This window comes from [Clostridium] ammoniilyticum, from assembly GCF_025566905.1.
GTDB classification, from domain to species: domain Bacteria; phylum Bacillota_I; class Bacilli_A; order Erysipelotrichales; family Coprobacillaceae; genus Faecalibacillus; species Faecalibacillus intestinalis.
In genome coordinates this window covers 70,827-88,967 of the sequence record NZ_JAOQJR010000005.1, presented here as the reverse complement: position 1 = coordinate 88,967, position 18,141 = coordinate 70,827, and the positions used below count along the sequence as shown (strand labels likewise).

Below are 18,141 nucleotides of genomic sequence, written 5' to 3'. Positions count from 1 at the left end.
GGAGGAAAGAAAATGGCAATACCTGATAAGTTTTTATGGGGTGGTTCAATTAGTGCTGCTCAATGTGAAGGAGGATGGGACGAAGGTGGAAAAAGTCCTGTTCAAGTAGATTTTGGAGATCCTGGTTCAACAACAGATAGACGTTGGATCCATTATATAAATGCAGATGGAACAAGAGGTAAAATGAGACAATTTGATCATTTACCTAAAGGGGCTAAATATCAATTATTTGATGATATTCGTTATACAAATCATGTTGGTATTGATTTTTATCATCGTTATAAAGAAGATATTGCGTTATTTGCAGAACTTGGTTTTACAACATTTAATACAACTATTTCATGGGCGAGAATTTATCCTCATGGAGTAGAAGGTGGAGTCAATCAAGAAGGTGTTGAATTCTATCGTAATGTATTTAAAGAATGTCGTAAATATGGTATTGATCCTGTCATTACTTTATATAAATATGACGAACCTGTTTATTTAGAAGAAACATATGGTGATTGGACAAATAGAGAAATGATTCATCAATTTGTTGAATTCGCAAGGGTATGTTTTAGTGAATATAAAGGTTTAGTAGATAAATGGTTAACATTTAATGAAATCAATATTTTATTACATTTTGATGTTAAAGAAGGAAAACAATTTGCTTTTGAAGAATTACACAATCAAATGGTAGCAGCAGCTAAAGCTGTTAAAGTAGCACATGAAATTGATGAAAATATTTCAGTAGGATGTATGATTGCAGGATTCTGTAGTTATCCATATACTTGTGATCCTAAAGATGTTATTGCAAATTATAAAGAATTCCAAAATAAATTTGCTTATTGTGCAGATACAATGGTAAGAGGGTATTATCCATCTTATGCTAAACGCATTTGGAAAGAAAATAATGTCACTTTAAATATCAGTGAAGAAGATAAAAAAGATTTAATGGAAGGAAAATCTGATTTCTTAGCCTATTCTTACTATATGTCTAATGTTGTAACAACTCATAAAGATGAAGGAGAAGCATTAGGTGGGGCTGGAACTTCTGCTAACTTAAAGAATCCATATTTAACAGCATCTGATTGGGGATGGCAAATCGATCCTACAGGATATGAATATTTCTTACATGTCTTAAATGACCGTTATCAAGTACCTATTTTTGATGTGGAAAATGGTTTAGGAGCTTATGATAAAGTAGAAGAAGATGGTTCTATTCATGATACTTATCGTATAGATTATCATCGCAGTCATATTAAGAGTTTAATGAAAGCCAGAGAAGAAGGTGTTAATATTTTTGGATATACTTCTTGGGCACCAATTGATTTAGTATCATTTACAACAGGACAAATGGATAAACGATATGGATTTATTTATGTAGATATGGATGATGAAGGTAAAGGAGATTTACATAGAAGTAAAAAAGATTCATTCTATTGGTATCAAAAAGCAATCAAATCTGATGGAAAAGATTTAGATTAACAAAAACAAGCTCACATCGAGCTTGTTTTTAGTATCCTCTCATACGCCAAATTTGATCTGTGCAATCTTCAATAGTAAGAGAACTTTTACTTTCAATAAAACTTAAAAAAGTACTTTCATTTAGATTTTCTTGTCTTAATGTTCCAATAATACCAGCCATGCTTATACGATCAATATTTTGTTCATTAAGAATATCTATTATTTTACTTTCTATTTGATTGAAAAAATTCATTTTTAATATCCTCCTAACTTTATATCTAAGGAATCTAATATTAATTCATAATTATTGATTTTATTATGGATGATAGGTTCATGATTTTCAACATAAATTTCATACAAATCATTATCTAAATCAACATAATAAGTATATCCATTTTGATATTTTCTTGGGTAATTAAAAACTTGAGTTCTTATTCTTTGATAAGTTAGATAATCAACGATTAAACTTTGTTTTCTTTTATCAAATAATAAAGAAAGTTGTTTTTGAATAGAGGACATTTCATAGAAGTCCTCCTAATATTATTTTCTTACAGTACATATGTTGAATCTCCTTTCAATATATATATCTGCAAAAAATTCATTTTTTCTTCTTATTTTATTTGTTTTTTAAAAGAATTGATAAAAATTCTGTATAAGGAATATGTGAAATGAGTTTATCTAAATCTTCTTTATTTTCAGAAATGTTCTTTAAAGTTGAAAATAGTGTATTATACATGACATTTTGATTATCAGCGCAAGAAAATAAGATAGCTATTTTAAATGTTTGATTTTCAACTTTCATAGGTTCTTCTAAAACAATGATTGAAATAATATTATTAGAGTTTAAAGGACGAGAAAGTCTTAATAAACCGATTTGATTTTCAAAGGTATGTACTGAACAAATGTTTTTATTCATCATATCATTCTTTTTAGAATCATTAAGATGATATACACTTTTTATAGATTGATAAAAACTTGTTGCCAGACCTTTAAGTGTTTTAACTGGAACATGTGTTTGATAAAAAGATGGATGAAAGTAATACAACATTTGTTCATCATTAAATAGATAAGATAAATAACTCTTAATACGAATAATATCATCTTGAGACATAATATAATTTACGCTGATTACAGGAATTGGTAATTGGCGATGAATCGGTGCTGTTGATAAGATTAAATCGTATTGGTCTAAGTTTTCTTCTTCTATTTCATAATAATGAATGGATTTAGTGATTACTAATTGGTCATAGAGTTCTTTTTCGATAAAATGATTAATAAATGTTTTGATAGATTCACCCATACAGTTAATGAGTAAAACCTTTTTTTGACTATATTTTTTATTATTAATTATATTGTTAAATAGAATAGTGAAATTAGTGATTTCACTTCTAGAAAGAGGAATCTTTGTATGTTTTTTTATTACTTGAGAAACAATTTGAGCAAGATAATAAGATAGAGGATAATCGTATTGAATATCTTCATATAAGGGTGTACGTATTTTTTCACCATATTTTTGTCGTATTAAAGTATATTTTAAATATAATGGAAAAACTTTATTAAAATGTTCATCATCAAAAGTAATTAAAGTTTGTTTCTTTATTTTATCAAGTATTTCGTTTTGTAAATCAATAATATCTTGATTATAAATAAAAGTAAGTCCTTTTGTAGATCTCTTACAAATCAGTTGAATCGTGATATTTTGAATTTCATACTCATCAAATTCCACATCAAAATGTTCTTTTGCATATAATGCAAGTTTTTTTGCGACAAAATACTCTGTTCTATTTTGGTAATCTTCAAAACCTTCTGTTTGATGTCCAATTAAATATCCACAAGAAATACGTGCTGCACTAATTGAAAAACTAATTAAGAAATCTATTAAACTAATATCACTGATAGATATAGCATATTCTCTTAAAATTTGAATGATTTCATAATCAGGCGAATTAAAATAAGTATCTAAAAAATCAAAGTACATATCAGAAACATTTAGGTTTTTAAAAATATTGTCTACTAAACATTTTCTTTTCCCTGTTTCCGGACCACGGATATAAATTCCATAATTAGGTTTTTGGTTAAATTTTAAACCATATTTTTTAAATTCATTTTTTATTGAAACTAAATCATTCGCAATTGTGGCTCTTGAGACGACTAATTCATCAGCAAGTGTTTCCAATTTAATAAATTCCTTACTATTAATGAGACGCCCTAGAATGTAATTAGATCGTTCATCAGGTAAGGTAGGAATTAAAGAATCGTCTCCTCTGATATTATTATTAATAATATTTTGAAGTTCTGTTAAGTTTTGAGAAGATTTTCCTTCAATGTAATAACCTTGAGATGCTTTAGATAATAAATTTAAATGAAGAGAGGCGAGGATGTCTTTAACACTTCTCATTTCATCTCTTACACGTCTTCTAGAAATACCTGTTGAATTAGCAATTTCATAACTTGAAATATAGTTATCTGAAGCTAACAATAACTGAATAATCTTCATTTCATTCTTTTTTAGTTGCATTTTATCACCACCTAAATAAATTATATATGAATGTAAACGTTTTCTCAAGCGGTTTTTTAACAATTTAATTTCTTAAAATTGTGATGATATATAGGGTTTAGAGAATTTTGTAAAAAAAGTGTCATATATTATGACAATCGTTTATATCGAAAAAGAAAATAATTCAGTATAGTATATAAGTAGGCAAAGGGAAAACGTTTACATTTAGGAGGTTTTCTTAAGAAAGGGGAAGAAAAATATGTCTACAGAAAAGAAGTCCATGATGGACAAAATTCTAGAAAAAGTTGACGTAATCGCTGGACCAATGACAAAATTCGGGCAAATTCCATTTGTTCGTGCTATTGTTAATGGGATGGTTGCAGCATTACCAGTCACTATGGTTGGTTCATTATTTTTAGTTGTTTATTTATTCTGTTCAGATGGTGGATTAACTACAAAAGCTTTAATTCCATTTTTAAAACCTTGGGCTGGAGATTTAGCCCTAGTTAACAGTTTATCAATGGGTATTATGGCTGTTTACATTATTATTGCATTTGGTGCTGAATATGCAGAAATCAAAGGATTCAGTAAAACAACTGGTGCAGTTGGTGCATTCTTTGCATTCATGTTATTAAACTACAACTCAGTTGGGCAATTAGTTGTTACTGCTAAAGATGGTACTTTATCAGCAGGAGCAAGTGCTTTTGAATCTACATATTGGGGTGGTGCTGGTTTAATCACAGCAATGATCGCAGGTGCTATCGCAATTAATATTATTGATATTTGTTATAAAAAACATATTGTTATTAAATTACCAGATTCTGTACCACCAGCAATCTCTGATAGTTTCTCAGCTATTATTCCTTACTTCTTTATTACATTAATTTGTTGGGGAATTAGAACTTTAGCTGGTTTAAATATCCCAGAATTAGTTGGACAAATGTTATTACCTGTATTAGGTGCAGCTGATAATATCTTCATTTATACTTTACAACAATTCTTATCAGCATTATTATGGATTTGTGGTTTACATGGTGACAATATCACTGGTGCTGTTACTAACGTATTTGTAAATCAATGGATTGCTGATAACAACACTGCTTTCATGGCAGGTACAGCAGTTAAAGATTTACCATATGTTTGGACACCAAACTTATGTAGATTATCTCAATGGGTATCATCTTGTTGGCCAATTGCAGTTGATATTTCACATATTTTAGGAAATTTAATAACTGTTATATTTGATTATCAAATTCTTCGCAAACCCTTGAAAATACTAAGTTTGTAGCAAGTGAACTTTCCCTTACTCTTTCCCTTGTGTTACATTTTCCCATTGCTTTTCATGAACCTTAATATGGGAAAAATTAAGGGAAAGAAAATTTCATAACACAATATAACATATAACAATAACGACATGGTGAACTGATTGAAATGTTTTCGATATTTAACTCTGTAACTGATTATCAAAAGAAAATGGAGATAAGATACGATGAGAACAATTTATGCAGAATATAATATAAACCACGATAGTATTGATGTTTACACAAGTGCTGGATATATGCTTCGCATTGATTGCTGGGAAGCTGAAAAAAATTTAAAAACCACATATGGATCAGAATGTGCGCTTACTTCATTGGCTGTGGATGAGCCTTTGGAATATGCAAGATTATATCTTGATGGCAATTTACAGATGTGGGTGGATACAGAAGATTCATTAGAACTTTATTAAGCAAGAAGTGAGATAGTGTTGTAGGGAGTTTCCTGTAGTTAAAGATACCACACCCGATATGATGAACCCACGCTTATACACTACCAGCTATGATAAAAGAAAGGACAGCAATTTGACACTGCTGTCCTTTCTTTTATAAAATTGCAGTACACAGAAAAAAGCTGTAAAATGAAAAATATATTTGTCCTTGTAACAATTCTCGGACATTTGCCTGTTATACTATCTGCAAAAAGAAAAGGAAGTGATAATATGAAGCATATTTTAATTGTCGAAGATGATAATCTTTTGAATAAAACGCTTACTTATAATTTGGAATTGGACGGTTACACAATAACTTCTGTTCTGAATGCAAGGACAGCCGCTGAATCATTAAAAACAAACATTTTTGATTTGGTATTGCTGGATATAAATTTACCAGACGGAAATGGTTATGACCTATGCCGTCTTATCAAGCCAGAGCATCCTGATACAGTAGTTATATTTCTAACTGCCAACGATCAGGAAAGCAATCAGATACGGGGATATGAAGCTGGTGCAGTGGATTATATCACGAAACCTTTTTCGATTAGTGCTTTGCAGCGAAAAATCAAAGCCATGTTCGCTATGTTGGAGCATCACAAACCAGCTAAGGATATTTACGAGGATGGTAGCTTGTTTCTGGATTTTTCGGAACAATTTGCAAGTTTGAACGGGAAACCATTAGCACTTTCTGCGATGGAATATAAAATGTTGAACCTATTTCTTAAAAATCCGAAGCAGGTACTTACTCGCCAACAATTTTTAGAAAAACTGTGGGATGTTGATGAAAAATATGTAGATGAACATACCCTTACTACTTCTATCAGCCGTATTCGCAGTAAGATTGAAGCGGATGGCGACACATATATCAAAACGGTTTATGGTATGGGGTATCAATGGACAGGAGGCGAAAAGAAATGAATCTGAATAACCTTTCTGCTAAGAAAATTTGTAGACTGGTTAGTGCTGGCATGGTTTTCTCTATGCTGGTAATTACCGGTATTTTCGGCGGTATAATGCAGGATATACGAATTTTTATAGTGGGTGGAACATTGACACTCTGTGCGTTTTTCTGGATTTGGCTATTGGTGCTGATTTTTGGAAAACGCCTTTCTCATTTTACTTCTAATTTGTGCCGGACGCTGGACAACATGATTGATGGAAACGAGGAATTACAAAAGTCAAATGATAGTGAAACTCTTTTTGCCCGTATCAACCACCGCTTAATTCGGTTGTATGAGATTATGCAGAAAAACCGGCACAAGGTAGACATGGAACGACAGGAGCTTCAAATGCTGATTTCTGATATTTCACATCAAGTTAAAACGCCTGTCAGCAATTTGCAAATGGTAACGGACACACTTTTAACAAAGCCTGTTTCAGAAGAAGAACGGATGGACTTTTTACAAGGCATACGTAGTCAGACTGATAAACTGGATTTTCTGTTCCAAGCACTGGTTAAAACGTCCCGGTTGGAAACCGGAGCAATACGATTAGAAAAGAAAGACAGCAGCTTATTCCATACGCTTGCACAAGCCATGAGCAGTATTGTATATGCCGCAGAGAAAAAAGAAATTGCTGTATCCGTGGATTGCCCGGAAAATTTGATAATCTCCCATGACAGCAAGTGGACAAGCGAAGCCCTTTTCAATCTGCTGGACAATGCAGTAAAATACACTCCGTCAGGTGGAAAGATTTCTGTATCAGTGGTTCAGTGGGAAATGTACGTAGAGGTCAAAGTGACCGACACCGGCAAGGGCATTTCAGAAAGCAATCAGGCTGCCATCTTCCGGCGCTTCTATCGTGAGGAAGAAGTACACGATCAACAGGGTGTGGGAATAGGTTTGTATTTGGCTCGTGAGATTGTAACAAGGCAAGGGGGCTATATCAAGGTTGTTTCAGAGCTGAGGCAAGGCTCAGAATTTTCTATTATGCTTCCTGTAAGGTAAGATATAACCACTTTTTTTGAAATGTCCGAGCGTTGTAACATTTCACTCTGATTTTCGATAAAAATTTTTTCTATCTCGGACATTTGTGTAACATTTGTGGTTTACAATGGCTTTATCAACAGATAGAAAGCCTTGAAAGGAGCATTTGAATATGAGCATTTTACAAACAATCGACTTAAAGAAGTATTACGGCACAGAACCAAATATTACTCGTGCCCTTAATGGTGTAAATTTTACTGTGGAACAGGGAGAATTTGTTGCCGTAGTTGGAACTTCCGGCAGCGGTAAGTCTACATTGCTTCACATGATGGGAGGACTTGATACCCCCACTTCCGGCAGCGTGATTGTACGGGGAGAAGAACTCGCAAAAAAGAATGATGATGAATTGACAATTTTCCGCCGTCGTAACATCGGATTTATCTTCCAAAATTATAATCTGGTTCCGATTTTGAATGTATATGAAAATATCGTCCTGCCTGTGGAACTGGATGGCGATACAGTAGACCAGAAATTTATGGACGAAGTTGTGTATATGTTGGCTTTAGAAGATAAACTGGAAAATATGCCGAACAATCTTTCAGGCGGTCAACAGCAACGTGTAGCGATTGCACGAGCTTTAATTACGAAGCCTGCGATTATCCTTGCTGATGAACCGACCGGAAATCTTGATAGCAAGACCAGTGCAGATGTGTTAGGGCTTTTGAAGCATACCAGCGGAGAATTTAATCAGACCATTGTAATGATTACTCACAACAACGAGATCGCTCAACTCGCAGACCGCATTGTACGGATTGAAGATGGTAAAATTGTTGGCTAAAGGAGGTGGGAATTATGAATTATCCTTTTGAAAATGATACCAGTGCAGTAATTAAAAAATTAGCACGAAAAAGTGTGCGTTTTGATAAGAAGAAAAACTTATTTTGCCTTTCGGCAATTATTGTAGCCGTTGCTATGATAATGATGTCGTTGCTCACAGTGCAAAATATCATTTATCAAAATCAGAAAGAAATCGAAGGATTACATCAAGGGATTTTCTTTGACATTACGCAGGACAGTAAAGAAAAGTTGTTAGCAAACGAAGAAGTAAAAAGTGTAGGACTTTCCTGTAATATCAAAACAGTGAAAGAAAATTCTAAAGAACTGTCTCTGATTTATTATGATGATGACATGCTTAGTTTGATTCCTGCCTTTGACGGAAAATATCCAGAGAAAGCAAGTGAAATTGCTGTTACAGATGCCTTTTTTGCCAGTGAAAATAAGTCTCCGGAAATCAACGCCATAGTTCAGTTGAATCTGGATGGTACTTTGAAGAATTATACTATTGTTGGTATTTATCATGATAAAACTTCTACCGCTTATCCTGTTTTTGTTTCACTTGAAAAATGCCGGGAATTACGTGGAAATAACCTGCTTAATGGATATGTTTGGCTTGAAAATGCAGATACCCTTACAAAAGACGAAGCAACAGAAATATTATCTCAAATTTCAGAGGAGACTGGACTGAATAATTGGACAGTCAGCAGTTACTATGATTATGTAAATACAACTTTGTCCTTCAGTAATTATGCGGTATATGGTGTAGTTGCTGCCATTTTGTTTTTAGCTGCCGCACTTGTAATTTACAGCATTTTCTATATTTCGGTTGGACAAAAAGTTGCTGAGTTCGGACAGCTTCGGACAATAGGGGCAAGTAAAAAGCAAATTTATAAAATAGTTCTTAAACAGGGTTATATGCTTGCAGTTCCGGGGATTTTAATTGGTAGTATCATGGGAACGATCATCAGCTATTGTCTGCAATCAAAAGGCTGGTCAGTATTTGCATTTATTGTTTCTCTATGTGGCGCATGCCTTTTTGGAATACTGCTTGTTTATATTAGTGTTCGTAAACCAGCAAAAATTGCAGCGAATACTTCTCCAATTTCCGCCCTGAAAAATCCAGTGGGAATTGTAAATTACCGCACTCACAAAAGACATCGTATTACGCCTGTATATTTAGCGAAAATCAGCTTTTCCAGAAACAGAAAAAAATCTCTATTGACCATTTTATCATTGGGACTGTGCGGAGTTATATTTTTCCTTGCAGCAAGTTATCAGAGTTCTTTTAATGCCGAGAGTATGGCTCGTTATTGGGATATGAAGTACGGAGATTTCAAAATCAGCATTGATTTAGAAAACGAAAGTGAAAATTTGGATGCTCTCTTGCAGAAAGAATATTTTTCTGATTATGTAAAGCGTGTTGGAGATATAGAGGGAGTTAGCAATATATTTACTTATGCTACCGTACCAGTTGATTTCTCAACAGACAATGATATTTCAGATAGCACCTTGATGCTCGGCTATAATGAAAAGGATTTGGCGTCGCTAAATGCAGCGGTTTTGTCTGGAAATATTACTGATGATACAGAATTAGTTGTAAGTGATCCCGAACGTATTTATGATGTTTACCATTGGAAACCTCAAATTGGGGATACTGTGACCTTTAATTTCAAAAATCATAGTGGTAAAACAATAACAAAAGCATTCAAAATTGGTGCAATCACTTCCAGCAATGATGGAATGGGTGGCTATATTTTCAGAATGCCGGAAAATATGCTCAAAGAACTTGCAGGTTATGACTGTACATACGCAATCGAAATACAAGCAGAAGCTGAATATCAGGAGATAATCGAGCAAGAACTCAAATTACTCGTTTCTGACAATAGGGATGTTCGCTTACAAACCCTTCAAGATTTTATTGTAGAACACCAATCAGACAATCGTGCAGGTTTTACATTAGCTTATGCGATTGCAGCCATCTTGTGGATATTTGCGGTCATCAATCAAATCAATCTTACTGTGACAAATCTTTTATCACAGAAACAGGAAATGGGCACACTAAAATCTATTGGTATGACAAATAAGCAGTTGAAGCAAGCATTTATGATGGAAGGTCTTTTTACTACTTTGATTGCATTGCTTATAACTGCTGTTGTTGGAATCCCCGGCGGATATGCAATCGGTATATTTTTGAAAAATGCAGGCATGTCTACGGGATTTGTATTTCCGGTTGTTGCTTTTACTCTTTTTGCTGTTGCTATGTTTATGCTTGAAAGTTTGATGACAATATTGCTTATTCATTCATGGAAGAAGCAATCTGTTATTGCAATAATGCGAAATTGATGATAGAAAGCTTTTCATATCTCGGTCAGCTCCACAATTACATTACTCTGCTGATACAGCCAGTCCGTAAATTCTTTCGGGCTGGCTGTTCCTGTTTTTACAGCCTTTTTTCTCTGTAATACTTCTTTTCATACAGTAAATTTTCACTAGGCTGGTATGGAGTAATTTTACTGTCTATACAGTAAGTTGAAAATACTAATATGGTCTTTTTTCTAACCAAACTTTAAGATAACATCTAATTCCAACATATGCGCCCTGCGAAAGTACGAAAAGCAATAGAAGATTTACTGACAGTACTTTTTTGATTGATTCTCCAAAATAAATGACAATAGCAACACTTGTCAGTATCATTAGTAGAGTAATAACATCCCAACAGTTTTTCTTATATAATTCTATAACCTTTATTTCTATCAGTATCGCCAGCATCCCTGTTCCTGCCATACATATTCCTACAATCAATATTAGCAATAACCAATATACCATTCCGGCTATAAAAGCATTTGGAATTTTTGTACTAATCTGTGCCGCAGAATGCCCGGCATCAATCGTCCATCCGACAAAGGTTTGTATGAATGATGCTAAATCATTGAAGAATGATTTACAATCGACAAGGAACATATCTGACTGTACTGCCTGAAAAAGAGTGGTTGTCAACGAATACCATGCAAGAAGGAACAAGGTTGTTTGGAACATTACCGTTTTTGCTTTATACTGTCCTGCAAGTCGCTCTTTTTGTGTTTCGTATTTTGCTTTTGCATTCTGATAGGCTGTCCGGTTACAGGCTTCACATTTTTCATAGAGTACCGGCTTTTCTACCGGTATTTCTACGATTTTCTGATGTGTCCGGGCATAATCCCGTTCCTGTGTTAAATAGCATATTTTATCTTGACATTCCTCTATCATGACGTTTGCGCTTCGCAACTTCTCTTTCTCGATCCGCAATGCTCTGTCTGCCAGCTTCAAGTCGTTCTTTAATGCTTGAATATTCCCGGCTCTGTTCTCTTTGTTTAATTTCTCGTTCAAGGTCAGAGATTCGCTGAGCTGCGTCTTCAGTTCCACGATAAGCTGTTCTTTCTGTTCTAGTTCTTCTTGTATCTCCTCGGTCAAGAGCAGAAGTTCTTCCAACTGTTCGGCGTTCTTTGATTCTCTGGATTCGTTCATCTATATCACGTCCTTTCTCTATCTGCTGTTCCAGTTCAGCAATTCGGTGTTCTGTTTCAGTAATAAACTGTTTTCGCTGTTCAGCTTCTGTGCCAATTTCTGCCATTGCTGATTTTCGTTTTCCAAAAGCTCTATCTTCGTTTTCTGTTCTTCCATCTTGGAAAGCAGTTCCTCGGTATTTGGCAAAATGTTGAGCAGCTCGGATAACTCGTTGTTTAATTTTTGTAATTTCTGATTCTGTTTTTGCATAAGAGAGAGTTGAGTGTCCCGGTTCTGCATTTCCAGAATCATTTCTGCCATTAGGTTCTGCTGTTCTTCGATTTGACCAATCATGGATTCCATTAAGGGTATAATTTCCCGGCTTTCTTCTAATGTCATTTAATCGCTCCTTCCATAATGATAATGCACCCGATACTTTCCCAAAGGTGTTTAGTATCTTTTGCAATAACGTGTTTTGTTGTTTTATGATTTGATTTTCCGCTACTTTCCACGAACCTTTTATTTCCTGCCCGGCAAGAAACTTTTGTTCAATCTTTCTTGCGTCAGCACCTTCATGGATGGTAGGAATCTGGAGTTTTCCCTGCTTTTCGTAAGAACGGTGATCGACCTGATTATGCAAAGGCAGATGTTCATTACACACCTTTGCCCACTCGCTCCGCCACAGTTCACAGTTTTTTGGATTGTTCCATCCCGTAGCATCGGTCAGTACCCGTTTCCATTGCAGGCGGTTTCTTGCTCCAATCTTCTGGATTCCGTTTTCATCTAATACAGGGATACGGATTCCATGACGGTCAGGGTTTTTCTTATCCTGCCACCAGTTCGGATGGGATTCATCAATCACGATATTTCCGCTTTTATCTCTGACAAAATCCCAATCTTTGACTTCTTTCTTCCCCCAAGAATGATCCGGGTTAAAAGGGCGCATTGTCAGAAGCAGATGGACATGAGGATTGCCATCCCCTTTGTCGTGGATACTCCAATCAGCACACATTCCCTTATCCACAAATGTTTTTTTGATATAGTCGGCTGTATATTGAATCTGTTCCTGTCTGCTCCATTCTTTGGGGAGGGCAAATTCAAATGACCTGCCAAGTTGGGCATCTGCACTTTTTTCAATCTTCAATACCTCATTCCATAACCGTTGTTTCTGAAATGTGATTTTAAATTTTTCTAAAGCAGCTTCTTTATCTTCTGACCTTTTGTATCGGACAGATTTTTGAAAGCGTTTTATATTTTCTTCTGGTACTATCTGCCATTCAGGAGGTGCGTTTTCGCACATCATCAGACTGGTGTAGACCACTTCTTTTTTAGAAGTGTAATAACTGATTCGCCCGGTTTCCTCGTTTTTCATCACATCCCCATTGAGATATGCGGAAGCGGAGATAACAGATTTCCCTTTACTTCGTCCGACTATTTTGATTGTGTAATGAAAAATCGCCATGTCTGGATTCCCCCTTTCTGCACATCCGGCATAGATTTCCGGCAACATTGCTTTCAGTTTTAGAAAAAGCAGTATTGCCGGAACGCCCTCTGCGTAAGAGTGCCCTGCGCATAGCAGCCTGCATGGAATGCGCCCCTCTGGCGAAGAGTGCCTCCTGCGGCATGAGCAGGTCTGGCTGAAAGCCCCGCCGACGGAACGAGCCCGGCAAGCGTGAGCGAAGACCGGTTGCCACTTGTGGCAAACTTATTGGGACGACCTCTGGTTGTCCATAAGTGCGCCCTTCATGAAAAAGCAATGAAGGGAATGAAAAACTCATCCCCCCCCGCCATTACACTTCCTCCATATCGGTATGTGTTTCTTTCTGCATTGCCTTTGAAAAAAATTTCCCATTGGCTTCCTGCTTTTTCAGAAAACCAATCAGCTTTGGGATGTCCTCTTCCTCGATAGGCGCACCGAGAACGGATTCCACCGCACCGCCAACCTGACAGAGCCTATGGGTTCGTTTTTTACTTTCTTCGGCTTTCTTTCGTTTCAGAAGTTCTTTCTTCTGTGCTGCATATCGTTTTGCTTTTTCAAGGCTTTCCTGTTCCTTCTTTTCCATTTCAAGCATTCGTTCTTCATAACTTTTTGTTGATTTTGCCATGATTACATTCCCCTTTCTTTTACAAACATAAGTTCTCGGTTGCGTATCAGAAGAAGCACATGGTATAATCTTCTTGCGTGTAGGTATATCATGGCTTCGGTCTGATAGAACCTTTGGCGGTTTCTTTGGAAGCCGCCTTTTTAATTTGCCGCAGTTCTTGTTACGGCTTTTACATTTCCTCTATCCCTCAAATCACGACCTTCATTCGCTTCCATAAACATTTCCAGAATATCGGTTTTAATCAGGACTTTGCGACCAACCTTTAATACTGGAAGTTTCTTCCATTCTACAAGCTGTCTTAAGGTGTTTCTGCCGATTCCCGTATAGTCAGCAGCTTCTTCGATGGATAATGCAATTTTTCTTTGCGTCATATAATCACCTCCTTATAAATTGCATTATGCAATTCTTGTGATGTAAGTATATCCTTTTCATATCTTTTTGTCAAGCGTTACGAAATATTAAAAATAATTTTTAAGTTGCATATTGCAATTACAGAAAAACAATGCTATAATTCATACATACCGAAAAAGGAGGCAGTCAGCATGAAAGATAAAGAACTACGCAAGCTGATAGGCAGCAGAGTAAAACAGCGCCGTCTGGAATTGAATCTGACACAGCCTTATGTCGCAGAAAAGATGGGTGTTACCGCTTCTACAATCCTGCGTTATGAGAATGGTTCGATTGACAATACGAAAAAAATGGTGCTGGAAGGTCTTTCGGAAGCACTCCATGTATCTGTGGAATGGCTCAAAGGGGAAACAGATGAATATGAAACCGACATTACGGATAAGAGAGAGTTACAGATTCGTGATGCGATGGGAGATATTCTGGAACAGTTACCGCTTGCCCTTACCAAAGAAGAAGATGCTTTTTCAAAAGATTTATTACTGCTGATGTTAAAACAATATGGTCTGTTTTTGGATTCCTTCCAGTTCGCCTGCAAAAACTTCAAGGGGAATGCTGGTCAGACGGATATTGCCAAAACAATAGGGTTTGAATCGAATGATGAATATAATGAGATTATGTTCTTAAGGGAAATCACTCACACCATCAATGCTTTTAATGAGATGGCAGACATCGTAAGGCTCTATTCCAAGAAACCCAAAACAGCAGAGCAAAGGCTTGCAAATCTTTTATCAGAAGTCTTATACGAAGATTCCGAATCGGTATAGTAAGACAGCCGGAGTTATGATATACTTACACGCACGAAGCATTTCATCAGTTCCGATTGTCTAATATCGAAAGGAGACATACGATTATGGCAAAAGGATCTGTAAGAAAAAAAGGAAAGAAATGGTACTACCGCTTCTATGTAGAGGACGCAAGCGGCAATCTTGTTCAGAAAGAATGCGTTGGAACAGAAAGCAAAAGTGAAACTGAAAAACTGCTCCGTCAGGCAATGGATGATTATGAGAAAAAGAAATTTGTTGCCAAAGCGGAAAATCTCACAGTCGGACAACTTTTGGATGTGTGGGCAGAGGAGGAATTAAAAACAGGTACGCTCAGCAATGGTACTGTGGAGAATTACCTCGGAACAATCCGAAATATTAAGAAACATCCGCTGGCAGAACGGAAACTGAAAAATGTAACCTCTGAGCATTTGCAATCCTTTTTTGATTTGCTTTCCTTCGGGGGAGTTCATCCCGACGGAAAAGAGAGAAAGGGTTACAGCAAAGATTACATCCATTCTTTTTCCGCAGTCATGCAGCAGTCCTTCCGCTTTGCAGTATTTCCAAAACAGTATATTACGTTCAATCCCATGCAGTATATTAAACTGCGGTATCAGACGGATGAAGTGGATTTGTTTTCCGATGAGGATATGGACGGAAATGTCCAACCAATTTCACGAGAAGATTATGAAAGATTGCTTGCTTATCTGCAAAAAAAGAACCCAGCCGCAATACTTCCAATCCAGATAGCCTATTATGCCGGGCTTCGTATTGGAGAAGCCTGCGGTTTGGCATGGCAGGACGTAAATCTGGAAGAACAATGCCTTACCATAAGACGCAGCATCCGATATGATGGCTCAAAGCGCAAATATATCATCGGACCAACCAAGCGGAAAAAAGTAAGGGTTGTTGATTTTGGAGATACACTGGTAGAGATTTTCCGTAATGCCCGGAAAGAGCAGTTAAAAAATCGAATGCAGTACGGAGAACTTTATCACACGAACTACTACAAAGAGGTCAAAGAGAAAAACAGAGTGTACTACGAATATTATTGCTTAGACAGAACAGAGGAAGTCCCGGCAGATTATAAAGAAATTTCTTTCGTCTGTTTAAGACCGGATGGTTGTCTGGAACTTCCAACTACTTTGGGAACTGTTTGCAGAAAGGTGGCAAAAACATTAGAGGGATTTGAAGGCTTTCATTTCCACCAGTTACGTCACACCTATACAAGCAACCTTTTAGCAAATGGAGCAGCCCCAAAAGATGTGCAGGAATTGTTAGGACACTCAGATGTCAGTACCACAATGAATGTCTATGCTCACTCCACAAGAGATGCTAAACGAAAATCGGTTAGGCTTCTTGATAAAGTGGTAGGCAATGATTAAAGAAATTCCCTTATTTCCCTTGTAATTATCTCATAAGGGCAAAAATAAGGGAAACTACATATCATTTCACTAATGGACAGGCGGGAAAGCCTATAAAATGGGGAAAGTTAGAGAGATAATTATATAAATTCTAGTTTATATGTTTATGTCAAGCAAGAAATTACCTCATTTAAAACCTTTAGCTACAATCTGTTTACCACCAGCAGTATTCTGTATCATTGAACCAATTATGTTTGGTTTACCAGTAGTTATGAATGGTTTCTTATTAGTTCCATTTATCTTAACTCATACACTTACAGGTGCGTTTACTTATTGGTTAACAAGTATTGGATTTGTTGGTAAAATGTATATGAACTTACCTTGGGCTACACCTTCACCAATTTTAGGTTACTTAGCTGCAGGTGGGTCAATCGGTGGCGCTGTTATCGTATTCATCAACTTTGCAATTGGTATGGTTATTTTCTATCCATTCTGGAAATCATATGAAAAAGCTGAAGTTGCTAAATTTAATGGCGAAACTGCTTAATTAAATAATTGAATAATTTAAAGAAGGCTAAGTGCCAAATTGGCCTCAAGCCTTCTTTTTAATAAAAGGAGGAACTAGTTATGGAATGTCCATATTGTCATAAAGAAATACCACAAGATTCAGCATTTTGTTATCATTGTGGAAAAGAACTTAACGGAGAAAAGAAAGAGATTAAAGAATCTAAAAAATTAAAGAAAAATCCAAGAAAAAATTCTTTTGCAAAACTAGGAATCCTCCTCTTTTTTATAGCTTTAATTGGTTTAGATTTTATTGGAGGAACAGTTGTTAATGCTGTTGGTGGAAATGTCAAACTACCATATATTATAAGTTCATTGCTTTATGCAGGTGCTTTGGTTTGTGGTGTGATGTCCTTAAAAGTTGATAAAGATGATCAAAAGAAAGGATATGCACCTACTGGAAATAAGAGTTATGCTTATATTTCAATCTTTTTAAGTATTTTTGTTGCGTTAGTCAATATTTCACAAATTATTTTAAAGTAGGAGAATTAGATTATGTATTGTAGAAAATGTGGTGCAGAAATAAAGGAAACGTCAAAGTTTTGTGATAGTTGTGGATGTGAAGTTGTTAAAGTTAAACAAGTAAGTTATGCTGAAAAATACAATGAAAATAAAAAGAAAAATAAAAATCAAACACAATCATTGAAAGAGCAAGAACGCATGATGAAACATAAAGATGAAAAGAATCCTTACATTGCAGCATCTTTGGTTGCAACTGTTGTAGCTTTAGTGTTGGCTATGTTTCCATGGAATTTATTAGGGAGCGGTATTGGTACAAGTTTACCTATGAGAATAGTTGTTGTGGTATTTGCTTTATTAGCGGATTACCATGTGACAAAAGCGAAACAAGTGAATAATTTAATATTTAGTAAATATGGATTTAGGATTAAATCAAATGTTGTATCGATGGTTAATATTTTATCTGTATTTGTAACAATTATGGGCATGTTCGCTTTGTTTACTATTTAGGCGAAATATGCCTTTTTTAAAGGAGTGAAGAT

Annotated in this window: 18 protein-coding genes and 1 pseudogene; 12 read left to right on the top strand and 7 right to left on the bottom strand. The window is 35.6% G+C overall.

All coding sequences use genetic code 11. The features are described from left to right. Positions 1–12: 12 nt before the first annotated feature. The gene (locus OCV55_RS06420; RefSeq protein WP_147580141.1) at positions 13–1,467 is read left to right on the top strand and encodes a glycoside hydrolase family 1 protein; all 1,455 of its coding nucleotides are present in this window, start codon (positions 13–15) and stop codon (positions 1,465–1,467) included. 28 nt (positions 1,468–1,495) lie between these two features. Here the strand turns inward: OCV55_RS06420 and OCV55_RS06415 are convergent, their stop codons facing one another. The 3 genes from OCV55_RS06415 to OCV55_RS06405 all read right to left on the bottom strand — a co-directional run bounded on the left by OCV55_RS06415 (position 1,496) and on the right by OCV55_RS06405 (position 3,964). Next, a complete protein-coding gene (locus tag OCV55_RS06415; protein WP_147580140.1) occupies positions 1,496–1,699 on the bottom strand; it encodes a hypothetical protein in 204 nt (67 codons plus the stop codon). Positions 1,700–1,701: 2 nt separating this feature from the next. Further along, entirely contained in the window at positions 1,702–1,965 is a 264-nt protein-coding gene (locus OCV55_RS06410; RefSeq protein WP_147580139.1) for a hypothetical protein, read from the bottom strand. Between the two features lie 97 nt (positions 1,966–2,062). Next, positions 2,063–3,964: a BglG family transcription antiterminator gene (locus OCV55_RS06405; protein ID WP_147580138.1), complete on the bottom strand. Its 1,902-nt coding sequence runs from the start codon at positions 3,962–3,964 to the stop codon at positions 2,063–2,065. Positions 3,965–4,202: 238 nt separating this feature from the next. Here OCV55_RS06405 and OCV55_RS06400 point away from each other — a divergent pair, with 238 nt between their 5' ends. The 6 genes from OCV55_RS06400 (at position 4,203) to OCV55_RS06375 (ending at position 10,798) form a co-directional block, all read left to right on the top strand. After that, positions 4,203–5,231, top strand: a complete 1,029-nt coding sequence (locus OCV55_RS06400; protein WP_267309844.1) for a PTS transporter subunit EIIC — start codon at positions 4,203–4,205, stop codon at positions 5,229–5,231. A gap of 201 nt (positions 5,232–5,432) precedes the next feature. Continuing rightward, entirely contained in the window at positions 5,433–5,672 is a 240-nt protein-coding gene (locus tag OCV55_RS06395; RefSeq protein ID WP_006859036.1) for a DUF6061 family protein, read from the top strand. Positions 5,673–5,921: 249 nt separating this feature from the next. After that, on the top strand, positions 5,922–6,611 hold the full coding sequence (locus OCV55_RS06390; RefSeq protein WP_009265522.1) for a response regulator transcription factor: 690 nt from the start codon (positions 5,922–5,924) through the stop codon (positions 6,609–6,611). Continuing rightward, positions 6,608–7,639 carry a sensor histidine kinase gene (locus OCV55_RS06385; RefSeq protein ID WP_006859034.1) on the top strand — a complete coding sequence of 344 codons (1,032 nt, stop codon included), beginning with the start codon at positions 6,608–6,610 and terminating at the stop codon, positions 7,637–7,639. Before OCV55_RS06390 ends, OCV55_RS06385 begins: the two co-directional genes overlap by 4 nt. A gap of 151 nt (positions 7,640–7,790) precedes the next feature. Continuing rightward, the gene (locus OCV55_RS06380; RefSeq protein WP_006859033.1) at positions 7,791–8,456 is read left to right on the top strand and encodes an ABC transporter ATP-binding protein; all 666 of its coding nucleotides are present in this window, start codon (positions 7,791–7,793) and stop codon (positions 8,454–8,456) included. A 14-nt stretch (positions 8,457–8,470) separates the two neighbouring features. Continuing rightward, complete coding sequence (locus OCV55_RS06375; RefSeq protein ID WP_006859032.1) at positions 8,471–10,798, top strand: ABC transporter permease; 2,328 nt, start codon at positions 8,471–8,473, stop codon at positions 10,796–10,798. A 195-nt stretch (positions 10,799–10,993) separates the two neighbouring features. On the opposite strand, the gene OCV55_RS06370 is transcribed toward OCV55_RS06375, so the two are convergent. The 4 genes from OCV55_RS06370 to OCV55_RS06355 form a co-directional block, all read right to left on the bottom strand. Then, a complete protein-coding gene (locus OCV55_RS06370; protein ID WP_008394183.1) occupies positions 10,994–11,701 on the bottom strand; it encodes a DUF6040 family protein in 708 nt (235 codons plus the stop codon). Beyond that, on the bottom strand, positions 11,679–13,400 hold the full coding sequence (locus tag OCV55_RS06365; protein ID WP_147580137.1) for a MobA/MobL family protein: 1,722 nt from the start codon (positions 13,398–13,400) through the stop codon (positions 11,679–11,681). Before OCV55_RS06365 ends, OCV55_RS06370 begins: the two co-directional genes overlap by 23 nt. A 328-nt stretch (positions 13,401–13,728) precedes the next feature. After that, positions 13,729–14,043 carry a hypothetical protein gene (locus tag OCV55_RS06360; RefSeq protein WP_005608351.1) on the bottom strand — a complete coding sequence of 105 codons (315 nt, stop codon included), beginning with the start codon at positions 14,041–14,043 and terminating at the stop codon, positions 13,729–13,731. A gap of 140 nt (positions 14,044–14,183) precedes the next feature. Beyond that, the gene (locus tag OCV55_RS06355; protein ID WP_004843519.1) at positions 14,184–14,414 is read right to left on the bottom strand and encodes a helix-turn-helix domain-containing protein; all 231 of its coding nucleotides are present in this window, start codon (positions 14,412–14,414) and stop codon (positions 14,184–14,186) included. A gap of 171 nt (positions 14,415–14,585) precedes the next feature. Here OCV55_RS06355 and OCV55_RS06350 point away from each other — a divergent pair, with 171 nt between their 5' ends. The 5 genes and pseudogenes from OCV55_RS06350 (at position 14,586) to OCV55_RS06330 (ending at position 18,109) form a co-directional block, all read left to right on the top strand. Further along, positions 14,586–15,215 carry a helix-turn-helix domain-containing protein gene (locus OCV55_RS06350; protein ID WP_147580136.1) on the top strand — a complete coding sequence of 210 codons (630 nt, stop codon included), beginning with the start codon at positions 14,586–14,588 and terminating at the stop codon, positions 15,213–15,215. Positions 15,216–15,301: 86 nt separating this feature from the next. Continuing rightward, positions 15,302–16,597 (top strand): tyrosine-type recombinase/integrase, encoded by a 1,296-nt coding sequence (locus tag OCV55_RS06345; RefSeq protein ID WP_004843517.1) that lies wholly within the window; start codon positions 15,302–15,304, stop codon positions 16,595–16,597. A 127-nt stretch (positions 16,598–16,724) separates the two neighbouring features. Next, positions 16,725–17,123 (top strand): annotated as a pseudogene (locus tag OCV55_RS06340) (PTS sugar transporter subunit IIC); the annotation flags it as partial. An 80-nt stretch (positions 17,124–17,203) separates the two neighbouring features. Next, entirely contained in the window at positions 17,204–17,623 is a 420-nt protein-coding gene (locus tag OCV55_RS06335) for a zinc ribbon domain-containing protein (protein ID WP_147580135.1), read from the top strand. A gap of 12 nt (positions 17,624–17,635) precedes the next feature. Further along, positions 17,636–18,109, top strand: a complete 474-nt coding sequence (locus tag OCV55_RS06330; protein WP_032091028.1) for a zinc ribbon domain-containing protein — start codon at positions 17,636–17,638, stop codon at positions 18,107–18,109. Positions 18,110–18,141: the final 32 nt, after the last annotated feature.